Genomic DNA, 501 nt, shown 5'->3' with positions numbered 1-501 from the left:
CAGCACCAGCATGTAGCCGATCACCGCGATGATGCCGGGGATCACGGCGGCGACGAACAGCTTGGCGATCGACTCCTGGGTCAGCACCGCATAGATGATCAGCGGCACCGACGGCGGGATGAGGATGCCCAGGGTGCCGCCGGCGGCGACCGTGGCGGTGGCCAGGCGGCCGGAGTAGTTGTGCCGGCGCAGCTCGGGCAGCGCCACCTGGCTCATGGTCGCCGCGGTGGCCAGCGAGGAGCCGCAGATCGCGCCAAAGCCCGCGCAGGCGCCGATCGCCGACATGCCGATGCCGCCCTTCCAGTGGCCGATGAACGCCGAGGCGCAGCGGAAGATGGCGCGCGACAGGCCGCCGTGGGTGGCGAACTGGCCCATCAGCACGAACAGCGGGATCACCGCCAGGTCGTAGTTGGACAGCCGCGAGTAGGCCAGGTCGTTGAGGGTGAACAGCAGCGCCGAGACATCGCCCTGGTTGACCGCCAGGAAGCAGGCGATGCCGCC

General features: G+C 69.9%; 1 protein-coding gene. It reads right to left on the bottom strand.

The features are described 5' to 3' along the window. The coding region (locus tag LMJ29_RS09825; protein ID WP_229605343.1) for a TRAP transporter large permease subunit at positions 1 to 501 on the bottom strand (501 nt) is incomplete at both ends.

Source organism: Pseudomonas oryzagri, assembly GCF_020831405.1.
GTDB lineage: Bacteria > Pseudomonadota > Gammaproteobacteria > Pseudomonadales > Pseudomonadaceae > Geopseudomonas > Geopseudomonas oryzagri.
Note: the sequence above shows the minus strand (reverse complement) of the source record. Positions and strands in the feature narration are given on the sequence as shown.